Source organism: Xanthobacter sp. 126 (assembly GCF_000526175.1).
GTDB lineage: Bacteria > Pseudomonadota > Alphaproteobacteria > Rhizobiales > Xanthobacteraceae > Xanthobacter > Xanthobacter aminoxidans.
Genome location: NZ_JAFO01000001.1, coordinates 5,155,177 through 5,172,705, shown reverse-complemented (window position 1 = coordinate 5,172,705; position 17,529 = coordinate 5,155,177). Strand labels below are relative to the sequence as shown.

Sequence of the window (17,529 nt, the reverse complement as noted above, 5' to 3'; positions counted from 1 at the left end):
TGCCGCGTATGGCCGCGAAGATACTCATCGTCGACGACGAGGTCCGCCACGGGGAGGTGCTGGAGGCAGCCCTCGCCGAGCGCGGCTTCGAAGCCGTTTCCACCAACACCGTCGCCAGGGCGCTCGCCTATTGCGCCAGCCAGCCGGTGGACCTTGTGCTGAGCGACCTGCGCATGCCCGGGCGGGGCGGCAGCGACCTCTTGAAGGCGCTGAAGCAGGAGCGGCCCGACCTGCCGGTCATCATCATGACAGCCTATGCTTCCGTGCGGGGCGCGGTGGACCTCGTCAAGGACGGCGCCTTCGACTATGTGGCCAAGCCCCTCGACCTCGACGACGTGGTCGCCACCATGGCGCGGGCGCTGCGGCTCAAGGCCGTGGAAAGCGAGAATGCGCGGCTGCGTTCCGAGCTGGAGGGACGTTACCGCTTCGACAATCTGGTGGGCGACAGCCCGGCCTTCCGCGACGTGCTGCGCCAAGTCACGGAGGTGGCGCCAAGCCGCGCCAGCGTGCTGCTGCTGGGCGAGAGCGGCACCGGCAAGGAGCTGGTGGCCCGGGCCATCCACTACAACAGCCCACGGCGCGACCTGCCCTTCGTCGCCGTCAACTGTGCCGCCATTCCGGAGACCCTGATCGAGAGCGAACTGTTCGGCCACGTGAAAGGCGCCTTCACCGGAGCCACCGGCGCCCGCGAGGGCCGCTTCGCTGCCGCCGACCATGGCACGCTCTTTCTCGACGAGATCGCCGACATGCCGCTGCCGGTTCAGGCCAAGGTGCTGCGCGCCTTGCAGGAGCAGAGCTTCGAACCTGTAGGCAGCAGCAAGAGCGTATCGGTGGACGTGCGGATCATCGCCGCCACCCACAAGGATCTGCAGAAGGAGATCGCGGCCGGCACCTTCCGCATGGACCTCTACTACCGCCTCGCGGTGTTCCCCATCCCCCTGCCGCCGCTGCGCGAGCGCAGCGACGACATCGTGCTCCTCGCCGACCATTTCCTTGCCGCCGCGGCGCGCGACATGGGCAAGCGCATCAAGGGTCTGTCCCCCGAGGCGCAGGCCCTGCTGACGCGCTACCGCTGGCCGGGGAACGTGCGAGAGCTGCAGAACTGCATGGAGCGGGCGGCCATCGTGGCGCGGGGCGATCTGGTGGGTCCCAGCGACCTGCTGCTGTTCGAGGCGACCGGCGAAGCCGATGCACAGCCTCACACGCTCAACGGCGATCTCGACGGCGAGCTGACCCGCATCGAGCGCGAATTCGTGCTGAAGGCCCTCAAGGACAGCGGCGGCGTGCAGGCCCGTGCCGCCGAGAAACTCGGCATCACCGAGCGCAGCCTCTGGCATCGCATCAAGAAGCTTGCGATCAAGATCGACAAGGTGGCTGGAGCCGGCGATGGCTAGGCCGCTTCCCGCACTCTTCCTGATGCTGGCCGTTTCGGTCCCGTGCGGGGCGCAGGCGCAGGATGCCGGCACGGCTTCGGCTTCGACCACGTCCGCCGCAGCCGACGCGTGGATCGTAACGCTTGGCGGCAGCTTCAGTCTGGGGCCGTCCTTTGACGGTGCGCGGACCTTCGGGCCGTTCTTCTCACCCTCGTTCGACATCCGGCGCGCAGACGAGCCGGCGACTTTCGGCGCGCCCGACGACAATTTCGGCTTCAGCCTGTTCAATCTTGGCGCTTTCAGCCTCGGCCCGCTCGCGGGCATCCGCGAGGGGCGGCCGAGCGGCGTCCTGCTTGGACTGCCGGGCTATTCCTGGGCGCTGGAGGGGGGCGGATTCGCCGAATACTGGCCAATAGCCGGCGTATTGCGGACCCGCGTGGAGGTGCTCCAGGGCCTCGGCAGCTCCGGTGGCCTTGCCGCCAACCTCTCGGCCGATGTCGTGCAGAAGAAGGGCTTGTTCACCTGGTCCATCGGGCCGCGCCTGTCGCTGGCCGACAGCACGCTGATGCAGACGGAGTTCGGTGTTTCGCCCCTCGCCGCGGTGCTGAACGGCCACATCGCACCCTACGCGCCCGGTGGCGGCATCAAGTCCGTCGGCCTCACCTCGTCCCTGTCCTATGAGGTGTCCCCGGACTGGACGACCACCCTCTACGGCAGCTACCAGCGCTTGGCGGGGGCCGCGGCGGCAAGCCCCGTGACGACACTGTCCGGAAGCCCCAACCAGATCACCATCGGGGTGGGGTTCGAGCATTCGTTCGTGTTGAGCCCCTGACGCCGGATCGGCAGGCCGATGGGGTGATGGCCTACGACCGGAGCGGGGCTGCGCCGTGCTCGTGGCATGCGGAGGTGGCGACGCTCGGAGGCGCACGCAGGGATTCGCGTGCCGGCTGGCGTTACCTTGATCGCTTCCTTGCGGTTCGAGTTGCGGGCGTGCGGCAGCGTCCGGCGGCGGAGCCGGGGACAGCCCATCGTGCAGCGGGACGTTGGGGTGTCAGAGCGTCCCGGACCGGTGGCCAAGCTCCCGGGAGATGAGCGCGGATGTGTCCTTCACCTGCGCGGCGAGTTCGTGCAGCCGCGGCAGGCTGAGCCGCCAGACCGGCCCCGACACGCCGGCTGCCGCCACCACCTCGCCGCGGAAGTCGCGGATGGGGACGGCGAGGCAGCGGACCTCGTCGTGAAACTCGGTGTCGTCATAGGCGATGCCTGCGGCACGCACGCTGGTGATCTCCGCCCTCAGCCGTTCGGCATCGGTGATGGTGCGCGCGGTGAAGGCCGCGAAGGGGGCACTCTCCAGGTAGCGCGCCAATTGCCCATCGCCCATGGCGGCAAGAAGCACTTTGCCGACTGCCGTCGCATGGGCGGGGCGCACGGAGCCGTTGCGTTCGGTCATCTGGAAGGCGCCGTCTCCCGCGACCTTTGCGGCGATGATGATGTCATGACCGCTGCGCAGGGCGAGATGGCTGAACTCGCGGGTCCGGGTCGCGAGGTCCTCCAGGAAGGGCATCGCGGCGGAGACCAGCTCCACCTCGCTCGAGGCGCTGGCGGCGAGCTGGTAGATGGTGCGCCCGAGGTGATAGCGCTTGGTCTCGCGATCCTGCCGCACCATGCCCTCGGCGACCAGCGTCCGCACCAGATGGAAGGTGGTGCTGCTGTGCAGACCCACGGCACGGGACAGATCGGCAAGGCTGATGCCGTAGTTGCGCGAGACCTCGGTCAGGATCGCGACGGCACGCTCGATGGACTGAACGCCACCGCGTTCGCCGGTGGTCTCGCCCTTGTCCTCCTTGCTGACGGCTGGCGGCATGGGCGCGGTCCTTTCCTCGCCAAAGGTTGACTTGTGCCTTCCATACACCTGTTGCGCGCATCGCCGGAAGGGGGCCGGCAATGCGGCAAGCGGAGTCACGTCACCATCAGGCCGCGGCCGGTATGGCGATGGCGCGCGCGTCGAATTCCGCGTCGAAGCCGAGGCGCTCGCGCACTGGGTCGAGGTCATAGATCGGCGCGAAGGGGTTGCGGGCGTAGACCTCCGGCCGCCGGACCTCCGGCGTGCGGCCGAGGAGGCGCGCAAGGCGCTTCAGCGTCGGTTCGGGGGAAAGGGTGACGTTGGCGCACAGCAGGAAGCGCTCGAACGTGACGTTCTTCATCTCCAGCGCCAGCCGGAAGGCGCGCGCCGCGTCGCGCGGGTCCACATGGTGCCAGCATGGCCCGCCGCCGGCGGACGACGGCCCGCCCGCCGGGGTTCCGCGATAGGTTTCGGGCGCGGCCGCGCGGGCGCGGATCTCGCCATACATCTCGGGATAGGCGACGAAGACAGGGCGCAGCACCACGATCTCCATGCCACGGGTGGCGAAGCTGCGCCCCGCCTCCTCGCCCATCAGCTTGCTCAGCGCATAGGGATCGGTGGGATTGAGCGGATGAGCAAGGTCCACGGGCAGATAGGATGGAGGCACCATCTTGCCTTCCCGCACGGTGTAGCCGAGCACCGAATCCGACGAACAGATCACCACCCGGCGCACCCCGGCTGCCTCTGCCGCCTCCAGCAGCAGATAGAGGCCGACCACGTTGACCTGCATGATCTTCTCGCCGCCGCCCGACCAGATGTTGGGGATGGCGGCGATCTGGAGGATGGCGTCCTTGCCCTTCACCGCGCGGGCGACGGCGGCGGCATCGGTCAGGTTGCCGGTTTCCCATGAGATGGGCGCATCGCCGGCCGTGAGGTCGAAGCCGGTGACACGGGTGCGGCCCTGCATCTCCTTCACCACCGCCCGGCCGAGCAGCCCGTTGGCGCCGGTGATGAGCACGTTCTCGAACATGGCGTGTCCTTCCGTTTTTTTGGTTTTGGGGGTCAGGCTGCGGCGAGGCTGGTGGCAGCGACGTAGCCGAAGGTGATGGCCGGCCCGAGCGTGATGCCGGGGCCGGGATAGGCCCCGTTCATGATGGAGTTCATGTCGTTGCCGCAGGCGTAGAGGCCGGGAATGGCCGCGCCGTTCGCGTCGAGCACCCGCGCCCCGGCGTCCGTGGCGAGGCCGAGCGACATGCCGAGATCGGCCGGATGCACCGCCACCGCGTAGAACGGGGCGGCGGTGATGGGCGCCACATTGGGATTGGGCTTGACGTCCGCATCGCCGAAATGGCGCTGGTAGATGTCGCCGCCGCGCCCGAACTCGGGGTCTTTTCCGTCCCGTGCATGGGCGTTGAAGCGCGTCACCGTGGCCGCGAGCACGTCCGGCGGCACGCCGATGCGCTCGGCGAGCGCCTCGATGGTGGCGCCTGTCTTCAGATAGCCGCTGTCCAGTTCCGCCTGCACCGACAGGGTGAAGGGGCGGATGCGGCCGAGGCCGTAAGTCCAGAGGAAGTCCTTGTCGCAGATGAGAAAGGCCGGCACCGCCCGATTGCCCGCGCGCAGCATGGCGAGGACGAACTCGTGATACGACAAGGCCTCGTTGACGAAGCGCCGACCCGTGGCGTCCACCGCGATGAGGCCCGGCTTGCCGCGATCCGTCACGGTGTGGGGAAACACCGCCTCGCTGCCATCGGCGCGGCGAAAGCGCGAGGCTGGCACCCAGAAGGCGTTGTTGCCGGCCGGCTCGGCGAGGCGCGCGCCGGCTTCCAGCGCCAGCCTCACACCGCCTGCGGGTGCGCCCGAAGCGACGGTGGCGGTGAGGCGGCCGGCGGCGGCCGGAAGGTGCGCGGCCCGGAGCGCGTCATCCCGCGAGCATCCGCCCGAGGCGAGGCAGACACCGCGTCTGGCGTGCACGACCCTGCGCGCCCCGTTCTTCTCCACCGTGACGCCGCAGACGCGGCCATTCTCGTCCCGTTCCAGCGCGACCGCCGCCGTCGCGAGCAGCAGCGACACCTTCCGGTCGAGGACGGAACGCAGCAGCGCCGCCATGAGCGCGTTGCCGAGATAGAGGGTGGTCCCGCGCGGGGCGGAGAGCCGCTGGAGGGCATAGGCGGCCATCAGCCGGGCGACACGGAGCGTCGATTTCAGGGAGCGCCCCACCTTGCGGAAGTGGGGGATGTCGGCGCGGCTCACCATCATGCCGCCGAACAGGGTGAATTCCGGCAGGGGCGGCCGAAGCAGGGCGAAGGCCTGGCCCAGGCGGCGCGCATCGAACGGTACCGGCTCCAGCACCCGGCCGCCGGCCGTCGCCCCCGGAACGTCGGGATAATAATCGGGATAGGATGGCACCGGACGCAGGCGCACGGCGGTGTTGCGCTCCAGGAAGGCCACGGCCTCCCCGGCGCGCGCAAGAAAGGCCTCCCGCGCCTCCCGCCCGGCATCCCCCGGCACAGTGGCGCCGAGATAGCGCCGCACGGCGTCCGGGCTGTCGTTCAATTGCGGGGATTTGTCGTTGCCCGGCGCCCAGACCATGCCGCCGGAAATGGCGGAGGTGCCACCCACGAAGGGCGAACTCTCCACCACGGCCACGGACAACCCCCGCGCCGCCGCGGTGGCCGCCGCAGCGAGGCCGGCCGCCCCGGCGCCGATCACCACCACGTCGTAGGCATCCGGCGCGGCGGCGGGGCTGCTCTGGTCTTCAGAACGCATGGTCGAGATCGCCGGGCAGCAGGCGGCGGCCGAACACCGGCTCCTTGTGCGGAACAGGCGGCAATGCCCAGGCGCCGGTCGCGGGCGGGCGGACGTTGGCGTCCACATGCACGTCGATCAGATAGGGCCGGCCGGACGCCACCGCGATGCGCAGGGCCTCGGCGAAATCGGCGGTGCGGGTGATGGTGACGGCCTCGACGCCCGCCGCCTTGGCCCACAGCGCGAAGTCCGGATTGTAGGGCTCGCCGTTCTCGCCGCGATAGAAGGCGGTGCCCAGCTCGCGGCCCTCGAACAGGCCATACTGGATGTCGCGGATGGCGCCCCAGGCGAAGTTGTTCCACACCACCCAGACCACGGGGATGTTGTACTCCACCGCCGTGCACAGCACGTGGGGCACCATGGTGAAGCCGCCGTCGCCGCACACCGAGACCACGGGCCGGTCGGGTGCCGCCAGCTTCGCCCCGAGCGCACTCGCCGGGCCGAAGCCCATGCCCGAATAGCCCCAGCTGTTGAGCATGGTCTGGGGCCGGCGGGCCTTCCAGAACTGCATGAACCAATTGTGGTGAACGCCAGCATCGAAGGTGAGGATGGCGTCGTCCGGCAGCACCTCGGCGCAGGCGCGCACGATGGCCTCGGGGCGGATGGGTGTGCTGTCGATCTCGAAACCGGGCGCGACGAATGCCTCCCATTCCGCACGCCAGCCGGCGATCAGGGCATGCCAGGGCGCGAGCCGCGCGCCGGCCGGAACGCGGCGCCGGTCGAGTTCCGCCAGCACCTGGCGCAGGAAGGACCGGGCATCGGCGAGGATCGGCAGGGTCGGCGCGTAGTTGCGGCCGATCTCGGCGTGGTCCACGTCCACATGGATGAGCCTGGAGGTGGGGAAGTTCCACGAATAGCCGGGCATCCAGGAGGAGGCCGAGCGATCGTCGAACCGCGCGCCCACGGCGATCACCAGATCGCAGGTGCGTCCGGCCTGGTTGGCGGGATAGGCGCCGTTGCGGCCGATGAAGCCGAGGGAGAGCGGGTCCTCCATGTCGAGGCAGCCCATGCCGTTCGGCGAGCTGATGACCGGGATCGACAGAAGGTGCGCCAGCGCCGTGAGCTCATCCGCAGCTTCGGAAAGCGCGACGCCGTGGCCGATGAACAGCACGGGCCGCTCGGCGGCGAGCATGAGGTCGACGGCGGTCGCCACGTCCTCCGGTGCCGCGGCGCTGCGGCGCTCGTTGATGAGTGCAGGCGCGCCGGGTTCGAGGCCGATATCGGCCTCCTCCTGGAACACGTTGAACGGCACGTCGAGATTGACCGGTCCGGGCCGGCCCGACAGCATGGTGCTCATGGACTGGCGCAGGGCCAGCGGAAGCATGTCCACCCGCGTCGGCTGGAACGAGCGCTTCACCACCGGGCGCATGACGTTGGCGAAATCAGCCTGGTTGTGCCGGTTCAGCTCCTGGAAGGGGCTGCGGTTGAACTGGCTGGTGGGCACGTTGGCGGTGATGGCGAGGAAGGCGGAGGAATCGGTGAGCGCCACCGCCGTGCCCATCACCATGTTGGCGGAGCCGGGACCGCAGGAGGTGAGGGTGGCGAGCGGCGCGTGCTTCACCCGGAAATAGCCATCTGCCATGTGAGCGGCGACCTGCTCATGCCGGGGGGAGATGAGCGTGATGTCCGAGCGGGCCTGATGCAGCACGTCCAGCATGCCCACATTCCCGTGCCCGCAGATGCCGACCACGTAAGGCACTTTTTCCTTGATGAGGAATTCGGTGATGAGTTCTGCGCCCTTGGGCATGGGAGTGTCCTCTTCCTTGACCGGCGCCCGGCGCCGTTTCTCTTGATCTCGGGTTCACTTCATAATGCGATATATGAACTCGCAATATGAAATGATGGTGGGTGTTGGGGCTCGCTGGTCCCCTTGGAAGCCGCGCGGAGGGATCTATTCGTCGGTCATGCGGTATCCGGCGGCGGGGCGTCAAAGCTCTTGCGACATTGCCGAATAGGCGCTTCATTGCGGGCGCCGTCTCTCCAGGGCATCCGCTCGTGCCAGCCGGAGGGGCGGCCAGAAGAAGAACGGGTGGAGGAGGGAACGCGCGCATGGATACGCGACAGCTCAAGTACTTCGTCGCGATCGTGGAGTGCGGGGGCTTCGCCAAGGCCTCGCGCCAGCTTCTCATCGCCCAGCCGGCCCTGAGCCAGCAGATCGCGCGGCTGGAGCAGGAGGTGGGGGCACCCCTGCTGGTGCGCTCCGCCAAGGGCGTGAGCCCCACCAGCAACGGCCACACCCTGTTCCGCCACGCCAAGTTCATCCTGCGCCAGCTGGACCATGCCCTGGCGCTCGCCCGCCAGAACACGGCGGAGACCACCGGCCGGGTCAGCGTCGGCCTTGCGCCCACCACCTTGTGCCAAGTGGGCATGCCGTTGATCGAGCGGATGCAGGAGCGGTTTCCGGGCGTCTGCGTGAACATCGTGGAGGGGCTGAGCGGCCACATCCAGCACATGGCCATCAGCGGTCAGCTGGACCTCGCCATTCTGTTCGGTCCCGCCGCCGTGCCGGACTGGAGCCGCACGGCGCTGCTGACCGAGGAATTGTTCGTCATCCTGCCGTGCAACAGTCCACTCTTCCCGCGCCGGCGCGATACCATCACGCTGGAGGAGATCGTCGACCTGCCCCTGATCCTGCCCAGCCAGGGACATGGCTTGAGACGGCGCATCGAGATCGAGTACGAGCGGCTCAACATCAAGCTGATGCCCCTCGCCGAAATCGACTCCCTGCCGCTCCTGATGTCGTGCCTGTCGCAGGGCATGGGCGCGACCATCAAGCCCATGGCGGCGGTGCATGTGCACGGGTCCGCGCAGAGCAAGACCTGGCGCTGCCTGCGCATCAGCAACGCGTCCATTACCCGGCCGAACTACATGTTCTCCCAGCCCGCCGACAAGATGTCCGACGCGACCGCCCTGGTGCGGGCGGAGCTGATCCAGCTCGTCCGCGAACTGGTGGAGCGCGGCCGGTGGCAGGGGGTCGAGCTGTCCGATCCGGAGGAGCCCGACCGGGCCACGCCGGAGCCGCCGCGCATCGCCCTTCCCGCCTGAGGCAAGAACGATCTGGCGCGGGATGGCGCTGGACAGTGGGGCGGGCACGGGCATGGCGCTAGCTCAGACCAGGCCGCCGTTGGGCTGGACGATCTGCCCGTCCATCCAGCTCGCCCTGGAGGAGACGAGGAAGCTGACCACCTCGGCGATCTCATCCGCTTGGCCGACCCGATTGAACAGGCTGAGGGCGGCCGAGCGCTTCACCGCCTCATCACTCTTGCCAGAGCGGAAGAGATCGGTATCGACCGGCCCGGGCGCCACCGCATTCACCCGCACACGGCGGGGTGCCAGCTCGATGGCGAGCGAGCGGACGAGCGCCTCCACCGCCGCCTTGGTGGCGATGTAGGGGCCGGCTCCCGGCAGCGGCCGGCGCACCAGCGAGGTGGAGAGCGCGACGATGGCCCCCTCGTCCTCCACATGGCGCGCCGCCTCGCGCAGCGCATTGAAGGCGCCGGTGAGGTTCACGCTCAGGAGCCGGGCGAAATCCGCGCTCGGGAAATCGGCGAGCGGGGCGGGTGGCACGTTGATGCCGGCATTCACCACCACGGCGCGCGGCGCAGTCCCGAAATCGGCCTTCGCCGCCGCGAACAGGGCCGCGACGGAGGCTTCGTCCGTCACGTCCGCCGCATAGGCGCGCACGTGCTCTTGCTCGGGCGGGGCACCGGCCGAGACATAGGTGCTGGCGACGGCGTATCCGTCGGCGACGAGGCGGTTGACGCAGGACAGGCCGATCCCGCGGGTTCCGCCGATGACGATGGCCAGGGGCCTCATGGTGCGCATTCCTTTCAGAGGCCGGCTGCGGCCCGGCTGATGGCGATCATCTCGGCGATGCCGCGCGCGATGTCGTATTGGGGCGCGTAGCCGAGTTCGGCGCGGGCGCGGGAGATGTCGAGCGCGCCCTTGCGCGCGGTCAGGATGCGGCCGCCGTGGAGATAGGGGCCGGGGTCCACCGTGATGCGCGCACCGGGGACGGCGGCATTCACCAGCCCCGCCACGTCGGCGAGGGTGGGCGCGGCGCCGGTGGCGATGTTGTAGGCGTCGAAGCGGTGTTCCGGCTTCTCCAGCGCCAGCACCACGCCGGCCACGGTGTCGGAGATGTAGACCTGATCCACGGCCAGATCGCCGCCGGCCGGAATGCGCAGCGCCTCACCCTTCAGCGCGGCGTCGATATAGGTCTTGGGCATCCGCGGGCGCGGCAGATGCGGGCCGTAGACCCAGCAGGTGCGCACATTGATGCATTCGAGGCCGTGGTCGCGCCCGTAGGCACGCCCATAGTGCTCCACCGCCAGCTTGGTGAGGCCGTAGATGCTGGTGGGCTTCTGCGGGTGGTCCTCGTCGATCACCGGCGCGGTGAAGTCGCCGTAGGTTTCCTCCGTGCTGACGTGCACCATCCGCTTCACGCCGGAGAGGCGCATGGCCTCAAACACGTTGACTGCGCCTTCCACATTGACGCGCATGGCCTTCAGCGGCAGGTCGGCGCACTGCACGACGCCCACGATGGCCGCGCAGTGCACGACCGCGTCGGGGGCATGGGCGCGGAACAGGCCCACCACCTGCGGCCATTCGCCGAGATCCGCGGTGGCGCAGGTCAGGTGCGGGTCGGAGGCGGCGAGCGCCTCCAGCGCCGGGGGGATCACCACGTCGGTGGCGATCACCGCGTGGCCGCGCGCCAGGAGGGCGCGGACGATGGCGCTGCCGAGCCAGCCGCCGCCGCCGGTGACGAGAATGCGGCTCATGCGCCGGCTCCGCCCTTCGCCGCCGGCTCATCGTCGGTGGGCGGGCTGGTGATGACGAGGAAAACCAGCGTGTCGGTGCCGGTGCAATGGAACTCGTGCACCACCCCGGGCGGGATGTAGGTGACGTCGTTGGACCGCACGAGGCGGCGCTCGCCATCCACCACCAGCACGCCCTCGCCGGAGAGCACGTGATAGATCTGCTCCTGCACCTTGTGGACGTGGCTCTCCACGAACGCGCCCGGCTCGTAGCAGGAGATGCGGTGGTCGAAGAAGCGGCTGCCCACGAGGTCCGGCGTGACGATGGCCTTGGAGAGCGCCTGTCCGTGATGGCCGGGATACTGGATCCACAACAGTTCGCCGAGATTGCGCGTCACCGCCTCGGGCTTGCTGGTGGCGTCGGCGTGGGCATGGGGGTCGGCAACGACAAGGGTCATTTTCGTCTTCTCCGTGGCGGGCCCGCGCCCGCCGCTGTTTGTGAAAGAGATCAGGCGGCCGCGATGCCGAGCAGGCGGTCCTGCAAGGCAATGTCGTGGGCGAGGGTCTGCGCCGTGCCGGCGAAGGCGACCTGGCCGTTGACCAGCACGTAGGCGCGGTCGGCCATGGCCAGCACTTCCTCCGCGTGGTGCTCGACGATGACGAGACTGGCCCGCGTGGTGAGCTTCAGCACCGCCTCCTTCACCTCCTGCACCACGGCCGGGGCGAGGCCCTCATAGGGCTCGTCGAGCAGGATGAGGCGGCTCGGCACCATCAGGGCGCGGGCGATGGCCACCATCTGCCGCTCGCCGCCGGAGAGGTTCTCCGCCTTGTTGCGCATGAGGATGCGCAGCTTGGGGAAGAGATCGCAGACCTCGTCCAGTCCGGCACCGCCCGTGCGGGCGGCCAGCGCCAGGTTTTCCTGCACCGTGAGATTGGGGAACAGCCGCCGGCCCTCGGGCACGATGGAAATGCCCATGCGGTTGATGCGGTCCGCCCGAAGTGCCGTGATGTCCTCGCCGGCGAAGGTGACGCGCCCTTCGTGGGCGTGGATGGCGCCCATCATGGTGCGCAGCGCCGTGGTCTTGCCGACGCCGTTGCGGCCGAGCAGCGCCACCACCTCGGATTCCCGCACCTCCAGGTCCAGGCCCTCAAGCACCGTGCCGCCGCCGTAGCCGGCGCAGACGTCCTTGAAGGAGAGGAGCACCGGCTTCGCGGCGGCGGGAGCCTCCGTGCGGACCTGCGGGCGCACGCTCTCGCGTTCGGTGCCGGCGTCACCCTTGGCCTTGCCCATGTAGGCGGAGATGACCTCGGGATTGCGGGCCACGACCTGCGGCTTGCCATCGGCGATGAGCCGGCCCTGGTGCAGCACGGTGATGCGATCCGACAGGGAGAGCACGCGATCGATGTCGTGCTCGATGAGCATCACGGTATGGCTCCTGGACAGCCGCACGATGAGGTCGCTCACCACCTTTCGGTCGGTCTCGGCGAGGCCCGCCAGCGGCTCGTCGAGCAGCAGCACCGAGGCGTTGCCGGCGAGGGTGATGGCGATCTCCAGAAGGCGGTTCTCGCCGTGGGAGAGTTCGGAGGACAGGTCCGCCGCCCGGTCGGCGAGGCCCACGGCGGCGAGGGCGGACCACACCTTCATGTTGGTCTCGTCATCGCGGTACGCGTCGCGCCACCAGCCGTGCCAGAAGCCGCGGGAACGGGCGACGGCGATCCGCACATTCTCGAACACGGTGAGATGCGGGAACACGCTGAGGATCTGGAACGAGCGGGCGATGCCGCGCTGGGCGCGCTGGTGCGGCTTCAGCGTCGTGATGTCCGCGCCTTCGAACAGGATGCGGCCGTCATCCGGGCGGATGAGCCCGGTGAGGATGTTGAAGAAGGTGGTCTTTCCCGCGCCGTTGGGGCCGATGATGCTGTGCAGCTGGTTGGCGTGGACATCGAGGGAGATGTCGGCCTGCGTCACGATGGAGCCGAACTTCTTGCTGAGCCCGCGCACCGAGAGCACCGGCTCGCTCGACGCCGCGCCCCTGCCGGCCAGCGCCGATACATAGGGACGGATGACCGCGGGACGCGGGGGAATGCCCTTGCGGGTCAGCGCCCAGCCTTCGCGCCGGCGCAAGCGCTGGACAATGCCGGCCATGCCTTCCGGCGACAGAAGCGCGAACACGATGATGATGGGCGCGAAGATCAGCCACCAGTTTTCGGTGATGACGCTGAGCTCGTTCTCCAGGATGAGGAAGGTGATGGCGCCCCAGATCGGGCCGAGGAAATGATGCACGCCGCCGAGCGCCGCCATCAGCACCGGGTCGCCGGCCCGCTGCCAGCTCATGTTGTCGGCATAGGCGCCCTGGAGCATCATGGCGAGGAGACCGCCGGCCGCGCCCACCGCCATGCCGCTGATGCAGAAGCCGATCCAGCGGATGACGAAGGTGTTGTAGCCGAGCATGGTGGTGCGCTGCTCGTTGTCGCGCACGGCCTGCATCAGCCGGCCGAATGGCGTGTGCGCCAGCTGCCACAGCACGGCGAGGCCGAGCACCACCACCACCAGCGTGAACCAGTGGAAGGCGACGGCATCGGGGAACAGCGGGCGCGGCACGTTCTGGATGCCGTTCTCGCCGCCCGTCATCTCGGTCCACTTGAAGGCGATCTCGAACGCCACCTGCGAGCAGGCGAGGGTGATGAGCGAGAAATAGAGCCCCTTGCGCCGCAGGATGATCGCGCCCAGCACCGCGGACAGCAGCAGCGAGAACAGGATGGCCCAGGCGAGCGCCAGTATCTCGTTGCCGAGGACGCGCCCGAGGGTGAGCGCCACCGCGTAGCTCGCGCAGCCGAAGAACAGGGAGGCGCCGAACGGCACCAGCCCGAGATACCCGATCAGCACATTCACGCCCACGGCGTAGAGCGCATAGATGGCGATCTGGGTGACGTGGTTGATGGCGGCGCCGGTGAGGACGGCGAGGCCGGTGAGGGCGACGAGCGTCACGCCGGCAATCGCCACCGGCGAAGTGAGTGCACGCAGGAGCGGTTTCATTCGAAACGCTCCCAGCGGGTGCCGAGCAGGCCGCGCGGACGCAGCAGGAGCACGAGAAGCATCAGGGCATACATCGAGGCGGTGGAGGCCTGGGGCCAGAACTGGATGGTGAGGGACATGACGACCCCCACCGCGAGGCCCGCCACCAACGCTCCGGCGAAGGAGCCGAGACCGCCGATGGCGACGATGACGAAGGCGGGCATGATGGCGTTGGCAGCCATGGAGGGAGACACCGTCCACAGCGGGCCGGCGAGCACTCCGGCGAGAGCGGCGAGACCGCAGCCGAGGCCGAACACGCCGGTGAGCACGTGCGGCAGGTTGATGCCGAGCATATCCACCATTTCAGGATCGCGGCTGCCGGCCTTCAGGATGCGGCCGTAGGGCGTGAAATTCATGAAAGCCCACAACGCCACGAGCGCGAGGATGGTGAAGCCGAGGACAGCCACGCGGTACTGCGTCATGAAGATGGGGCCGAGCTCGACGAAGCCGCTCAGGAACTCCGGCGGCGCAAGCGGCTTGCCGTCGGCGCCCCAGACGAAGCGGATGATCGCCTCGATCAGGAGCGCCAGGGCGAAGGTGATGACAAGGCTGACCAGAGGGTCCTTGCCGTAGAGACGCCGGATCACCACGATTTCGACCACGATGCCGATGGCCGCCACCAGCAGGGGCGCGAACACCACCGCAGGCCAGCCGAACCGCATCTTCAGCTCGTAGGCGAAATAGGCTCCCAGCGCGAAGAACGCGCCATGGGCGAAGTTCACGATGCCGAGCATGCCGAAGGTGATGGACAGGCCGACGGCGATCAGGACGTAGATGAATCCCAATACAAGTCCGTTGGCGGCCTGCGACAGGATGATCTCCATGACGCGTTCCCGTTCTGGTCAGCTTGTTGTTCGGTCAGGGCCTAGGACGGGTCCATGGTGCAGCCGATCTCGGCCTTCGTGCCGAAGGCCTTCTCGGTCGTGTCCGCGGTGTCGGAGGTCCAGCGCACCACGTCCATGTAGTCCCACTTGTCGGTGATCTTGTCCTTCAGCCGCACCACCACGGCGGGGCGCACCAGCTGGTGGTCGAAGGCCCGGAATCCGTAGGGGACGACGCCGTCCTTCGCCTGCCAGGTCTCGAGCGCCGCCACGACCGCCTGCGGGCTCGTGGACTTCGCCTTGTCGATGGATTCCAGCAGGGCGCGCATGGCGACCCAGCCCGACCACGCCTTGTCGGAGGGCGGCTGGCCGTACTTCTCGATGTACGCCTTGGTGAAGGCCTTCTCGCGCTCGCTGTTCTTGGGGTCGTTGTAATACCAGGGCTTCACATGGGTGCCGGTGGCGGCGGTGGCGCCGATATCCCAGAAGTCGGTGTCGCTGACCGCGACCTCGTAGATCGGGATGCGCCCCTTCATGCCCAGCTCGTTCCACTGCTTCATGAAGTTGGACAGGTCGAGGCCGACCAGCGCACCCACCACCACGTCCGGCTTCGCCTGCCGGATCTTCAGGATGTAGGAGCTGTAGTCCGCAGTATTGACCGGCACCTCGTCGTTGCCGACCTCGGTGGCGCCGGCTTCCTGGAGCAGGGAGCGGGCCGAGCGCAGCACGTCCTGGCCGAAGGCGTAGGACGGCGTCATGAAGTAGATCTTCTTGCCCTTCAGGTCGCCGAACACGCTTTTCAGCTGCACCAGCGCCGGCGCCTGGGTGCGGAACGTATAGCGGTTGCAATTGGCGCCGGTGATCTCGCGCGCGGCGGCGCCCGCGGCGATGAGCGGCACCTTCTCGCGCTGGGCGACGCTCATCATGGCCAGAACCGCGGCGCTGGAATTGCCGCCCACGACGCCGGCGACCTTATATTCGTCGGCCATGCGCTGCATGTTCTGCTGGGAGATCTGCGGGCTTGCCTCGTCGAGCCAGACGGTCTCCACCGGCCGGCCGAGGACCTTCCCCCCCTCCAGTGCCACAGCGAGCTCCGCGCCCCGGGCCATGTGCAGGCCGATGGCCGCGCTCGGCCCCTGTTTGGGCGTGATGATGCCGATCTTCACCGCTCCGTCATCCGCGCGTGCACTGCCGGCGGCGGCCAGCATGAGCAGCCCTCCGCCGACCGCGAGCGCACGACGGCGCGTCACCGCAAGAGATGATTTCCAACCGTTCAAAGGCGTCTTCTTCATGTCGTCCTCCCTTCACCGCATAACGGTGTTCATTTTTCTTTGTTTTCTCTTCCCGGCCCTGAGTTGCTTCTGCGGGCTCACACGGTCCAGCTGACGAGGCGCTCCTCGGTCATCTCGCGCACCGCGTGGCGCGGTCCCTCCCGACCGAAGCCGCTGTCCTTCGAGCCGCCATAGGGCATGAGGTCCACCCGCGAGCTGGATGTCTCGTTGATGAAGACGTTGCCCACCCTGAGCGCGAATGCCGCCTTCACCGCGTCGTCGATGCGGTTGGTGAACAGGCCCGCGGCGAGGCCGTAGGGGGTGGAATTGATGCGGGCGATGGCGTCGTCCAGGGATCTGACGGGCACCAGCGACATCACCGGGCCAAACACCTCCCGGCACCCGAGGGGCGTGGACGCGGAAACCCCTTCGAGCAGGGTGGGGGGCACGACCGCGCCTCGGCGGGGGCCGCCCACGAGCCGGCGCGCGCCCGCGGCTTCCGCCTCGGCAATCCAGCGTTCGATGCGCTCGGCGGACTCGAGGCTGATGACGGGACCCACGCCGGTCTTCGGATCGCGCGGATCGCCATAGGCGATGGCCTCGACGAGCGGACGCAGGCGTTCTCCCACCTCCGCAAGGCGCGCCTGATGCACCATGAGAAGCTGGATGGAGGTGCACACCTGTCCGGCCTTGCGATAGGCGGCGGCGACGACCTTCGGCAAGGCGGCGTCGAGGTTCGCGTCATCGCCGATATAAGTGCAGGCGATGGAGCCCAGCTCCATCTGGGTCCGCCTCAGGCCCGCGTAGCCCTGGATGATGCCGCCGACCTCGGTGCTGCCGGTGAAGGCGAAGAAACTGACCAGCGGCTCCTCGGCGATCCAGCGCACGACCTCACCCCCGCCATGCAGCACCGCGATCAGGTCCGGGGGCAGGCCCGCGGCGATCAGCGCCTCGGCCAGGAAATTGGAGGGCGAGGGGGTGTGCAGCGACGGCTTGATGATGATGGCATTGCCGCCTGCGAGCGCAGGGCCCACCTTGTGCGCCACCGTGTTCAGCGGCGCATTGAACGGCGTGATGGCGCAGGCGATGCCCACCGGCACGCGGATGGTGAGACCGAAGCGGTTCTTCTGGCCGGGCGCGCCGCCAAAAGGCACCACATCCCCGGTGAGAAGGCGAGCCTCGATGGCGGAGAGCTTCAGCGTGTCGACGGTGCGGTTGATTTCTCCGAGAGCGTCGGAGCGGGTAAACCCCGCCTCGCGCTGGAGCATGTCGATGAGGTGCTCCGCGCGCGCCGCGACCTCGCCGGCCGCCCGCTCCAGAATCTGGCCGCGCTCATAGGGGGAGAGCCTGTCGGCAAGATGGGCGCGGTGCATGCGCACCACGGTCTCGCGCACCTGTGCCCGCGAGGGGATGTGGACCACGCCGCAGGGTTTGGTGCTGAACTTGTCGAGGATCGGAACATGGTCCGCCCCGTCGGTCAGCTGTCCGCAGATCAGAAGCTTGGCATCGTTCGGGAATGTGAGCATCGCTTTTGCATGTTTGGCGAGCCGCCCCGAGGCTGGGTTGGCGCAAAGTCGATG

The 17,529-nt window shown here is 68.6% G+C and carries 14 protein-coding genes; 3 read left to right on the top strand and 11 right to left on the bottom strand.

Annotated elements, in window-relative coordinates; translation table 11 throughout:
* Nucleotides 1-8: 8 nt before the first annotated feature.
* The gene (locus XAN126_RS0124425) at nucleotides 9-1,394 is read left to right on the top strand and encodes a sigma-54 dependent transcriptional regulator (RefSeq protein ID WP_024281175.1); all 1,386 of its coding nucleotides are present in this window, start codon (nucleotides 9-11) and stop codon (nucleotides 1,392-1,394) included.
* Complete coding sequence (locus XAN126_RS0124420; protein WP_024281174.1) at nucleotides 1,387-2,205, top strand: MipA/OmpV family protein; 819 nt, start codon at nucleotides 1,387-1,389, stop codon at nucleotides 2,203-2,205. The genes XAN126_RS0124425 and XAN126_RS0124420 overlap by 8 nt, the downstream gene beginning before the upstream one ends.
* Before the next feature lie 219 nt (nucleotides 2,206-2,424).
* Here the strand turns inward: XAN126_RS0124420 and XAN126_RS0124415 are convergent, their stop codons facing one another.
* The 4 genes from XAN126_RS0124415 to XAN126_RS0124400 form a co-directional block, all read right to left on the bottom strand.
* On the bottom strand, nucleotides 2,425-3,237 hold the full coding sequence (locus XAN126_RS0124415; RefSeq protein WP_051460681.1) for an IclR family transcriptional regulator: 813 nt from the start codon (nucleotides 3,235-3,237) through the stop codon (nucleotides 2,425-2,427).
* A gap of 106 nt (nucleotides 3,238-3,343) precedes the next feature.
* Nucleotides 3,344-4,246 (bottom strand): NAD(P)-dependent oxidoreductase, encoded by a 903-nt coding sequence (locus XAN126_RS0124410; RefSeq protein WP_024281172.1) that lies wholly within the window; start codon nucleotides 4,244-4,246, stop codon nucleotides 3,344-3,346.
* A 32-nt stretch (nucleotides 4,247-4,278) separates the two neighbouring features.
* Nucleotides 4,279-5,985 carry an FAD-dependent oxidoreductase gene (locus XAN126_RS0124405; RefSeq protein WP_024281171.1) on the bottom strand — a complete coding sequence of 569 codons (1,707 nt, stop codon included), beginning with the start codon at nucleotides 5,983-5,985 and terminating at the stop codon, nucleotides 4,279-4,281.
* Entirely contained in the window at nucleotides 5,975-7,771 is a 1,797-nt protein-coding gene (locus XAN126_RS0124400) for a thiamine pyrophosphate-binding protein (RefSeq protein ID WP_024281170.1), read from the bottom strand. Before XAN126_RS0124400 ends, XAN126_RS0124405 begins: the two co-directional genes overlap by 11 nt.
* 302 nt (nucleotides 7,772-8,073) lie before the next feature.
* Here XAN126_RS0124400 and XAN126_RS0124395 point away from each other — a divergent pair, with 302 nt between their 5' ends.
* Complete coding sequence (locus XAN126_RS0124395) at nucleotides 8,074-9,069, top strand: LysR substrate-binding domain-containing protein (protein WP_024281169.1); 996 nt, start codon at nucleotides 8,074-8,076, stop codon at nucleotides 9,067-9,069.
* A 63-nt stretch (nucleotides 9,070-9,132) separates the two neighbouring features.
* Here XAN126_RS0124395 and XAN126_RS0124390 read toward each other — a convergent pair whose 3' ends face one another.
* The 7 genes from XAN126_RS0124390 to XAN126_RS0124360 all read right to left on the bottom strand — a co-directional run bounded on the left by XAN126_RS0124390 (nucleotide 9,133) and on the right by XAN126_RS0124360 (nucleotide 17,475).
* On the bottom strand, nucleotides 9,133-9,840 hold the full coding sequence (locus tag XAN126_RS0124390) for an SDR family oxidoreductase (protein WP_245272332.1): 708 nt from the start codon (nucleotides 9,838-9,840) through the stop codon (nucleotides 9,133-9,135).
* Between the two features lie 14 nt (nucleotides 9,841-9,854).
* Nucleotides 9,855-10,805 (bottom strand): NAD(P)-dependent oxidoreductase, encoded by a 951-nt coding sequence (locus tag XAN126_RS0124385; RefSeq protein WP_024281167.1) that lies wholly within the window; start codon nucleotides 10,803-10,805, stop codon nucleotides 9,855-9,857.
* Nucleotides 10,802-11,239, bottom strand: coding sequence for a cupin domain-containing protein (locus tag XAN126_RS0124380; RefSeq protein WP_024281166.1), 438 nt, complete (start codon nucleotides 11,237-11,239; stop codon nucleotides 10,802-10,804). Before XAN126_RS0124380 ends, XAN126_RS0124385 begins: the two co-directional genes overlap by 4 nt.
* Nucleotides 11,240-11,289: 50 nt before the next feature.
* Nucleotides 11,290-13,818: a branched-chain amino acid ABC transporter ATP-binding protein/permease gene (locus XAN126_RS0124375; RefSeq protein ID WP_024281165.1), complete on the bottom strand. Its 2,529-nt coding sequence runs from the start codon at nucleotides 13,816-13,818 to the stop codon at nucleotides 11,290-11,292.
* Entirely contained in the window at nucleotides 13,815-14,681 is an 867-nt protein-coding gene (locus XAN126_RS0124370) for a branched-chain amino acid ABC transporter permease (RefSeq protein ID WP_024281164.1), read from the bottom strand. Before XAN126_RS0124370 ends, XAN126_RS0124375 begins: the two co-directional genes overlap by 4 nt.
* A 41-nt stretch (nucleotides 14,682-14,722) precedes the next feature.
* On the bottom strand, nucleotides 14,723-15,970 hold the full coding sequence (locus XAN126_RS0124365) for an ABC transporter substrate-binding protein (protein ID WP_038225389.1): 1,248 nt from the start codon (nucleotides 15,968-15,970) through the stop codon (nucleotides 14,723-14,725).
* Between the two features lie 77 nt (nucleotides 15,971-16,047).
* Entirely contained in the window at nucleotides 16,048-17,475 is a 1,428-nt protein-coding gene (locus XAN126_RS0124360; protein ID WP_024281162.1) for an aldehyde dehydrogenase family protein, read from the bottom strand.
* Nucleotides 17,476-17,529 lie beyond the last annotated feature (54 nt).